The sequence below is a fragment of the Halopseudomonas pelagia CL-AP6 genome (genome assembly GCF_000410875.1).
GTDB classification, from domain to species: Bacteria; Pseudomonadota; Gammaproteobacteria; order Pseudomonadales; family Pseudomonadaceae; genus Halopseudomonas; species Halopseudomonas pelagia.
Genome location: NZ_AROI01000071.1, coordinates 1 through 8,591, shown reverse-complemented (window position 1 = coordinate 8,591; position 8,591 = coordinate 1). Strand labels below are relative to the sequence as shown.

General features: G+C 53.7%; 9 protein-coding genes and 2 tRNA genes. 5 read left to right on the top strand and 6 right to left on the bottom strand.

All coding sequences use genetic code 11. The annotated features are described in order from the left end of the window. The 5 genes from K787_RS0121640 to K787_RS0121620 all read left to right on the top strand — a co-directional run. A partial coding sequence (locus K787_RS0121640) for a hypothetical protein (protein WP_028615196.1) occupies positions 1–594 on the top strand: 594 nt, incomplete at its 5' end. Positions 595–1,178: 584 nt separating this feature from the next. Next, on the top strand, positions 1,179–1,535 hold the full coding sequence (locus K787_RS0121635) for a hypothetical protein (RefSeq protein ID WP_022964870.1): 357 nt from the start codon (positions 1,179–1,181) through the stop codon (positions 1,533–1,535). Beyond that, complete coding sequence (locus tag K787_RS0121630) at positions 1,532–2,926, top strand: terminase large subunit domain-containing protein (protein ID WP_022964869.1); 1,395 nt, start codon at positions 1,532–1,534, stop codon at positions 2,924–2,926. The genes K787_RS0121635 and K787_RS0121630 overlap by 4 nt, the downstream gene beginning before the upstream one ends. Before the next feature lie 120 nt (positions 2,927–3,046). Then, positions 3,047–3,586 (top strand): hypothetical protein, encoded by a 540-nt coding sequence (locus K787_RS0121625; RefSeq protein WP_022964868.1) that lies wholly within the window; start codon positions 3,047–3,049, stop codon positions 3,584–3,586. Further along, positions 3,586–3,894, top strand: coding sequence for a hypothetical protein (locus K787_RS0121620; protein ID WP_022964867.1), 309 nt, complete (start codon positions 3,586–3,588; stop codon positions 3,892–3,894). The genes K787_RS0121625 and K787_RS0121620 overlap by 1 nt, the downstream gene beginning before the upstream one ends. Before the next feature lie 75 nt (positions 3,895–3,969). Here the strand turns inward: K787_RS0121620 and K787_RS0121615 are convergent. From K787_RS0121615 to K787_RS24145, 6 genes are all read right to left on the bottom strand, one after another. After that, positions 3,970–4,056, bottom strand: a tRNA-Leu gene (locus K787_RS0121615). A gap of 40 nt (positions 4,057–4,096) precedes the next feature. Continuing rightward, positions 4,097–4,170 (bottom strand) — tRNA-Cys (locus tag K787_RS0121610). 201 nt (positions 4,171–4,371) lie between these two features. Next, positions 4,372–4,878: a hypothetical protein gene (locus K787_RS0121605; RefSeq protein ID WP_022964866.1), complete on the bottom strand. Its 507-nt coding sequence runs from the start codon at positions 4,876–4,878 to the stop codon at positions 4,372–4,374. A 99-nt stretch (positions 4,879–4,977) separates the two neighbouring features. Next, entirely contained in the window at positions 4,978–6,741 is a 1,764-nt protein-coding gene (locus K787_RS0121600) for a sodium:solute symporter family protein (protein ID WP_022964865.1), read from the bottom strand. 6 nt (positions 6,742–6,747) lie between these two features. After that, entirely contained in the window at positions 6,748–7,005 is a 258-nt protein-coding gene (locus tag K787_RS0121595) for a DUF4212 domain-containing protein (RefSeq protein WP_028615195.1), read from the bottom strand. Positions 7,006–7,447: 442 nt separating this feature from the next. Continuing rightward, on the bottom strand, positions 7,448–8,095 hold the full coding sequence (locus tag K787_RS24145) for a hypothetical protein (RefSeq protein WP_022964863.1): 648 nt from the start codon (positions 8,093–8,095) through the stop codon (positions 7,448–7,450). Positions 8,096–8,591 lie beyond the last annotated feature (496 nt).

Here is an 8,591-nt window from a genome sequence, read left to right as displayed (position 1 = left end):
CACGATGGGCCGGAATATGCAGTGTTCACTAAGCTGTTTTTGTCCGCCGAGAGTGTCGCCAGCCTAGTGGGCGAAAACGGCGTAGAGGATCAGTTCGCAAACCGCATGAGCATCTTTCGGGAGCATGGCAGTATTGAGCAGCGGCCATTGTTCAACAAGGTAGGAAAAGACGCGTACCGGGATGCCATTGCCGCCTATATCGCAGAGCAGATAAACCTGGCTGTGGCTCGACTCCGACCAATGGGACGCGAAGAGGCGACCCGGTGGGCTGATGAGGCTGTGACCCAGTTTCACCGCATCCACGGCCTAGATACTGTTTATCAACGGTTCTCGGAATCACTGCCGGATCTGGTGGAGCAGCTCAGGGCTTGGATTGATCAAAATCCGATGAACACTGTTGCCTTCAAAGGCGGGATCTATCTGCCAAAGCCTAACCTGATAATCGACGAGTTTATAAACAACAACCTGACCCAGTCGGAGGCTGGAGCCATTAGGCGCAAAAAGCCCGAAATCATCGACCTTATCAGCGCTGACGGCAAAGGCGTTCATACCTATCGGCTACCGGACCCGAAAGGTGCTGTGCGCCTCGCATAGTCTCAATGCAACGAACTAGCCCTGCTGATGCGGGGCTTTTTTGTAATTGCTGTAATTGAATGTAATTGGCAAAAAACGCAGATCAATTACACGCTGAAAGCATTGTCCTAGAGCGGCTGGAGGCATATTTGTAATAATGTAATTGCCATTTTCTTAATTTTTCAATAATCAAAAAATAAGGGGGGATATAAAAAAACAGGCAGTTAGGCCAAAAACCGTAATTACAATTACAAATCACCCTCCAGAGCGTCTAGAACGGGCCTTTCAGCATGTAATTGGATTTGAAAACGGGCAATTACATCGCTTACAAATATTACAAACGCTGCCAATTCTACCCGTCACGCACAAACCACATACCTGGCATGGTTATTGCTTAATGATCGGCCCCGCATTTAGCCCCGTTTTGACCCCGTACCCTGCCCTGCTGCGCCGCCCCTGATTTGGTTCCTATATCAGGCACCCTATGCACCCACAAATCAGTTACTGCAATGCTTTATAAATCACAACCCAACAAATAACCCAACATAAACAGCCGATGTTCTGCTATAATTACTGTATGAATACCCAGTATGTACAGGCCAACTATGACCCGTTTATCCGCACCACCTGACCGATTCTCACAAGGCTGGCTCCAGTCGCTAGATGGCCGGACGAGTATCGCCCAGGTAATGCGGGAACGCTGGCAGCAGTTCACGGACGATTTAGGCGGTTCGGATGCCTTGAGCTATGCCCAGCGGTCACTGGTAGAGCGTGCCTTGTGGCTTGAGTATTGGATGCAGGCCCAGGAGCAGCAGCTAGCCGAGGGTAAAGACTTCGACGTGGGTAAGTGGACGCAGGCAGCGAACAGTCTTCAAGGGATCTTAGCCAAGCTTGGACTTGATCGGGTGGCGCATGACGTGCCGGATCTTGCCAGCTACCTTGCCAAGCGAGCCACCCCATGAACCTGACAATCCGCGACCTGATGACAGATCAGGCATTGTTCGGGAATCAATACGGCGGGGATTCATGGTCAAGCTGGAGGGCATTGCTAGCCGGATTCTATGGCCTTGATCTGGACGAGCAGCAAGCCGAGACATTCCGCACACTGACAGCCCGCGAGCCGCTCACCCAGGCCGCTGACGAGTTATGGCTAGTGATTGGCCGCCGTGGTGGTAAGTCCGCAGCAGCAGCCCTGCTGGCCGTGTTTGAGGCGGTATTCAATGACCACCGCGCCAAGTTGGCACCCGGCGAGATAGCCACCGTAATGGTGATTGCAGCAGACCGCAAACAGGCCCGCGCTGTAATGCGTTATGTCCGGGGATTGCTGGCCCACCCCATGCTGGCCCGCTTTGTGATGCGAGATCAGACCGAGAGCATAGAGCTATCCAACCGCTGCGCCATTGAAGTCATGACCGCCAGCCACCGCAGCACGCGGGGATATACCGCCGCTTGTGTTATCTGCGATGAGATAGCGTTCTGGCACAGCGAAGGCGCTAACCCCGACGCCGACATTCTGAACGCGGTTCGCCCTAGCCTTGCAACGCTTGGGGGCAAGATGATTGCCCTATCAAGCCCTTATGCCCGCCGTGGTGTGCTGTGGAGTGCCTACAAGCGCCACTACGGGAAGGGTTCCGAGCGCGTGCTAGTGGCCCAGGCACCCACCCTGCTGATGAATCCCGAGCTACCGGCGCACGTTGTCGAAGAAGCCTATGCAGATGACCCCATTGCCGCCGCTGCCGAGTACGGGGCCGAGTTCCGCTCTGACGTGGAATCATTCGTTTCTATTGAGGCCGTGGAAGCTTGCACCCGTCCGGGACAGGTAGAGCTACCGCCTGCCGAGAGCGTCACCTATACCGCTTTTGTCGATCCGTCCGGCGGAGTTGCTGACAGCTTCACCCTTGCCATTGGGCACCGGGACGGCAACACCGCTGTAATTGACTGCGCCCGCGCCATAAAGCCGCCATTCAGCCCCGAGTCCGTTGTGGTCGAGTATTGCGCCCTGCTGAAGTCCTATCGAGTCAGCCGGGTTACGGGGGATGCCTACGCCGGGGAATGGCCGCGAGAGCAGTTCCGCAAAAACGGCATTCAGTACGACAAAAGCAGCCGCAACCGTTCGGAGCTTTACCGCGACCTGCTGCCATTGCTCAACAGCGAACAGGTAGAGCTGCCCCCGCTTCCTGCCATAAGCCAGCAGCTTGTGGGATTGGAGCGCCGGACTAGCCGAGGTGGTCGGGATTCAATCGACCATGCACCCGGCGGGCACGATGACCTAGCCAACGCTGTGGCGGGCTGCGCCGTTCATATCGGCACCCGCAACACCTATGACCTGTCAGCCTGGACTGATGGGTTTTAACCCCCAACGCGAACAACGTAGAGGCAGCCACCATGAAGTCATTCGTCAATCTAAAACGCGATTACGCCAAGCTGCAAAACCAAGTCCAACGATCCACCAACCGCAAAGGGAAAAAGCACCATGAACACAACAGCCGCTAATCGTCTGGAACAACTCCAGTCTGATATTGAAACCCGCCGGACTTCTATCGAAGAGATGCGCGAACAGTACGCCGATATGCTGACCGCTGGCGACGATGAAGCAGCGGACAAGGTAGCCGCGCAGATCCGGGACGATGAAGCCAAGCTGTCTATCCTGAAGGATCGCCTGCCCGTACTTGAGGAAATGGCCGCGCGGGAAGCACAAGATGCACGCGCGGCTGAAGCTGCAAGGCTGACCCAGGAAGCCAACGACGTCAAAACAACGATACAGGCGCATTTTACCAAGGCGGCTAAACTGGCGGCACAACTGAATCAAGCCGTACTGCAACTTGAAGAAAATTCAGACCTGACATGGTATCTGCTGGCAACCAAGGCCCGCGAGTTAGGCGGCAATCCAGACCGGACGGAAATTGAAGGGGTGCGCGAGATATTCGGCACGCTCGAAAGCGCCAAGGCCCGGTTGGGGGGCACTGCTCATGGCTTCAGCCAGAGAGCAACACAAATCACGCTGAGCCGCTGATGATGGCTGCTGCCTTTTCCGGTTGGGGGGAAGGTGGTGGGGTGGATGGGGGCGCACAGCCCCCTGAAGCTGATACACAGCCCGCCGAGTACGCTATGTGGTGCGCTGTGCTTGCCCTGCTGCTGGACGATGCCAGAGCATACTGGCACGGCGTCAACATATACGGCGCGGCCAACTATGAAGCAGAACAGGCTTTTGATGATGTGGTGCGAGTCGGGCCGATGCTACGCTGGTGTTGCGACCATACCGGCCACAATCCGCAATGGATAGCCGAGCGTTTCAGCGAGTCACTGAGAGTAAAAGTTTAAGCGTTTTGAGGATGATGGGTTTTTTGATGGGTAAAGCTGAAGAGTATTCGTAACTAGCTGATTTATATAGCCTAGTGGTGCCCGGAGCCGGAATCGAACCGGCACGGAGTTGCCTCCGAGGGATTTTAAGTCCCTTGCGTCTACCAGTTTCGCCATCCGGGCTAGCAAGTACGGTACTGCAGAACTGCTTACTACGAATAAATGGAGGCCGAGGTCGGAATCGAACCGGCGTTCACGGATTTGCAATCCGCTGCATAACCACTCTGCCACCCGGCCTCATATACAGCTGTTACGTTGTGGGTGAGTCAAACGCAACTTTAAATCGACGCCAAAGAACTTGAATTTTAGCCTTATCTTATTGATAAGACTGATATTTTCCAAACCCAGCGCAATCGATGGGCTGCATTATGTATCAATTCGCAGAGCTTGGCAAGCGCGCTCTGAACACTCGGCGCGCCTGCAGCCAACTCCTCAGTTTCACTGGCAAACCGACTGATACAAAGGATCACTGCGCTCGACCCGTCGCATGGCAGAAACGCGCAATGCGCCATCCTCGGCCATCGGCACTAGCTCCTGTGTTGTGCAATTGAGCAGGTGAGTCTGATGGGACACCAGGTCCACGTACTCCTTATCGAACTCATAGAGTATGAACTGACTGATGCGCTGCCCATCGCGCTCGACGCGGGCAATCTTGTCAGTGTCCAGCACAGTAAAACCAACGGTCATCGGGAACATATAGGTCCAGGGGCGCCAGAAGACACCCTCCTGATCGATCTCCACCACCTGTGAAGCCTCAGGTAACTGGCTTTGCTTATGCTCGAACCAGTTGTACTCGTAATAGATCTGGTAAGTCAGCATGCCAGCCCCGGCAAAGATGGGAACAATCCATTTAGGCAGCCTTTTACCACTCAAACTTCGTAACAGCACAGCGATTCCCGCTGCACCCAAACCCGCTACAGCCAATGCAAGCAAATGCCAGATCATGAATTCTTTTCCCGGAAATAAGGCGGGCTTCCATAAGGAAGCCCGCTTAGGTTCAGCCAATTGCAGGGCTCAGCCCTGCAATTCTGACTTGGATAGTACTCAGTGATCTACGGCAGTGCCAGCGCCTTTCGGATAGCGAACGCTCTCTACCAGATCCTGAATTTCCTGCGGAGGTGCTTCAGTCGCATAAGCTACCCCGAAGGCCACGGCAAAGTTGATCAGTGCACCCACTGCACCGAACGACAGCGGCGAGATGCCGAACAACCAGTTTTCCGGAATGTTGGCCAGGCTAGCGGTGCCAGGAATGAAGAACCAACCCAGATAAACGAAGATGTAAATCGTGGTAGTCAACAAACCAGCCAGCATGCCCAATACTGCGCCCTTGCTGTTGATGCGTTTGGAGAAAATACCCATCATCAGTACCGGGAAGATCGTTGCAGCGGCAATACCAAAGGCCAGTGCCACCACCTGCGCAGCGAAACCAGGCGGATTGATCCCCAGCCAGGTGGCAATCACGATGGCCACCGCCATGGAAATACGCGCCGCAAGCATTTCTCCTTTGTCACTGATGTCGGGCTTTATCATCTTCTTGATAAGGTCGTGACTGATCGCCGAAGAGATTGCCAGCAGCAAACCCGCAGCGGTGGACAGTGCAGCTGCAATACCGCCTGCCGCAATCAAGCCGATAACCCATGACGGCAGATTCGCAATCTCGGGGTTCGCCAGTACCAGAATATCGTTGTTAACGACCAGCTCACTGCCAGCCCAGCCGCGTGCTTCAGCTGTTTCGGCAAATGCGGGCACATCATTGTACATCTGGATCAGGCCATCATTGTTCTTGTCTTCATAGGTGACAAGTCCGGTCTCTTCCCAAGTCTGAATCCATTGCGGCCGGTCTTCATATGCCAGCGGCGCAGCATTCGGACCGTCTGGATAGATGGTATTGATCAGATTCAGCCGGCCCATGGAGGCTACCGCAGGGGCTGTGGTGTACAGAAGGGCAATGAATACCAGAGCCCAGCCAGCTGTCCAGCGAGCATCTGCAACCTTGGGTACAGTGAAGAAACGAATGATTACGTGTGGCAAACCGGCAGTACCGATCATCAGCGACACGGTGAACAGGAACATGTTCAGCTTGTTGGTGACATCAGCGGTATAGTCCTGGAAGCCCAGCTCACGAACCACTTCATCCAGCTTCTGCAGCATCGGCACGCCTGATTCGAGGTGTGTTCCGAACAGACCGCTTTGTGGCAGAACATGACCGGTCATTTGCAACGAAATAAAGATGGCGGGAATGGTATAAGCAATGATCAGCACGACGTACTGGGCAACCTGGGTGTAGGTAATGCCTTTCATGCCGCCCAGTACTGCATAAACAAATACGATTGCCGATGCGATGATAAGACCGGTGGTGCTGTCCACTTCAAGGAAGCGTGCAAAGGCTACGCCCGCCCCTGTCATCTGTCCGATAACATAGGTGGTGGAAATCACTAACAGGCAGACAACCGCCACTATTCGAGCAGCATTACTGTTGAAGCGATCACCGACGAAATCCGGCACAGTGTATTTGCCGAATTTGCGCAGGTAAGGTGCCAGCAGCATCGCCAGCAGCACGAAACCGCCGGTCCAGCCCATCAGAAAAGAAGAGTTGACATAGCCGACCGAAATCAGGCCAGCCATTGAGATGAAGGAGGCAGCAGACATCCAGTCAGCGGCCGTTGCCATGCCATTGGTGACGGGATGCACGCCGCCACCGGCGATATAAAACTCCTTGGTGGAACCGGCACGTGCCCAGATGGCAATACCGACGTAAATAGCGAAGGAACCGCCGACGAATAATAGGTTAACAAGAAATTGGCTCATATCCGCTTACTCCTCTAGGCCGTGTTCTTTGTCCAGACGATTCATTCTCCAGGCATAGAAGAAGATCAGGACAAGAAACACGAGGATTGAGCCCTGTTGGGCAAACCAGAAACCTAGGTCAGCGCCACCCACTGAAATGCCGGACAGCATGGGCCGCAATATGATGCCGAAACCGAAGGACACTAAAGCCCATATCACCAGGCTCCAAGAGATCAGGCGTAGGTTCGCCGACCAATATGCAGCACCTTTTTCTTTGTCATCCATCGCATCATTCTCCACTTTATTGTTATTACCGATTTGGGACATTCCACTCACTCGGAAGGATTCCGTGACAACGATTCTGCAAAATTCAGCCTGATAATAAATCCCCGACATTAGTCTTAGGCATTTGGACCTGCGCCAAAGAGCGTTTTCACGGGCGTTCGCTGCGATTTATAGGGCGTGTGATCAGTTGCTGCTGGGGGGGCTTTTAGCTAGACACAAAAAAGCCACCCGGAGGTGGCTTTGATCTGAATCTGGAGCGGGAAACGGGATTTCAACCAAGCATCTAACTCTTTGATTGTAAAAAGCTTTCCGCAACTGTTGTCTAAACAACGGACGCAATTATGGACTTACTTTCCCCTTCAGGCAACCCCCGAAGGCAATCTTTTCTTCAATCCCGTGCGAGAATCAGTTTCTCGAGCATATTCATGAATGATTCAGGCCGCTACCCAGTAAAACCGCCAGGACCATCGGTGTTGAATTCAGCCAGCTCTGAAAGCGTGTGGATGGCGAAGTCAATCTCCCGCGAGACTGGTCGGCCCTGAGCAATCAGAAACTCTACAGAGGCCTGGATTGCGGAAATCACCACTCCAACATCCTCTTTGGCTAAGGTCTGGTTGATCCGCGCTGTCACAATCGCTTGCTCACTTTCGCTTACGGCATCAGGAAACGTGAATATGGCCGTCCCGGGGGAGATGCCGAGAAGTCCATTCGAGGCAGGGTCATAGGCAGCTGAAATGATGGTGTTCTCCCCGCCAATAGACATTGGTAGCGTCAGTTTCCATGACGTTTTCGCTATCCAGTCTGCTGTGCCTGACGTATACCCATGACGCCGCCGAAAGGCTTCCTGCTCAGCCTCGATTATCCTGAGCATTTCACCGATTGTTTCAGGATTGCCCTGGGCGAATCTCTGTTTCACCGGGTCCAACAACTCAACAAGGCCGGAGGCGGTGATGAAGCCGTTTGCGGTCTTGGTGATCTTTCGGGCAGGATTACCTGTAGCGGTAGAAGCGCCGGCCTCAACTGCGAATGTTTCTCTGTCTGCGGCCAGGATTGCGCAATCCTTCATGCTTGCCGCCACTATGAATGTCATCTTTATCCTTGGTTTTGCCTGATACGCTAATCGAGTAGTCAGTGCTTCGGCAGTTGGGTTGTTACCTTGTGGCAGCTCCCGGCTCAACCACCTTCTAGCGCACGGAAACGCAGGTCAATCCTGCGGATAAATTTTACGTAGAAACGCTTACATGAAAACGCCGCATGCTTTTTATACAGCCTAGGACGTGATAGGCCGCAATCTGACTCAAAGCAACTGCTCATGACAGGCAACAACCGGCCAAAAGCGGGCAGTGACTCCGATAAATAAGTCTATTCCCTTTTCGCACAGCCACAGGCGCAAATCTCCCGGTATCACCCGCACTCGGTGAATTTGATGTTAAACAACGGGTCGAAATCTGCTTAAAGTAGCGGGGTATCAACCAACCTAGGAGTAAGTTCCCATGTCCCCCAAAAAATCTCCCTACACTGGCATGCTTAGCTCTGCCAACGATCATTACCATGGCGTGAGATCTATCGTAAGCATCCGGTAAGTA

Bases quoted from the DNA above. Each gene is read 5' to 3' on its own strand.
- K787_RS0121625 (WP_022964868.1), top strand. From the start codon at position 3,047: ATGAACACAACAGCCGCTAATCGTCTGGAACAACTCCAGTCTGATATT.
- K787_RS24145 (WP_022964863.1), bottom strand. From the start codon at position 8,095: ATGACATTCATAGTGGCGGCAAGCATGAAGGATTGCGCAATCCTGGCC.
- K787_RS0121595 (WP_028615195.1), bottom strand. From the start codon at position 7,005: ATGGATGACAAAGAAAAAGGTGCTGCATATTGGTCGGCGAACCTACGC.
- K787_RS0121630 (WP_022964869.1), top strand. From the start codon at position 1,532: ATGAACCTGACAATCCGCGACCTGATGACAGATCAGGCATTGTTCGGG.
- K787_RS0121620 (WP_022964867.1), top strand. From the start codon at position 3,586: ATGATGGCTGCTGCCTTTTCCGGTTGGGGGGAAGGTGGTGGGGTGGAT.
- K787_RS0121635 (WP_022964870.1), top strand. From the start codon at position 1,179: ATGACCCGTTTATCCGCACCACCTGACCGATTCTCACAAGGCTGGCTC.
- K787_RS0121600 (WP_022964865.1), bottom strand. From the start codon at position 6,741: ATGAGCCAATTTCTTGTTAACCTATTATTCGTCGGCGGTTCCTTCGCT.
- K787_RS0121605 (WP_022964866.1), bottom strand. From the start codon at position 4,878: ATGATCTGGCATTTGCTTGCATTGGCTGTAGCGGGTTTGGGTGCAGCG.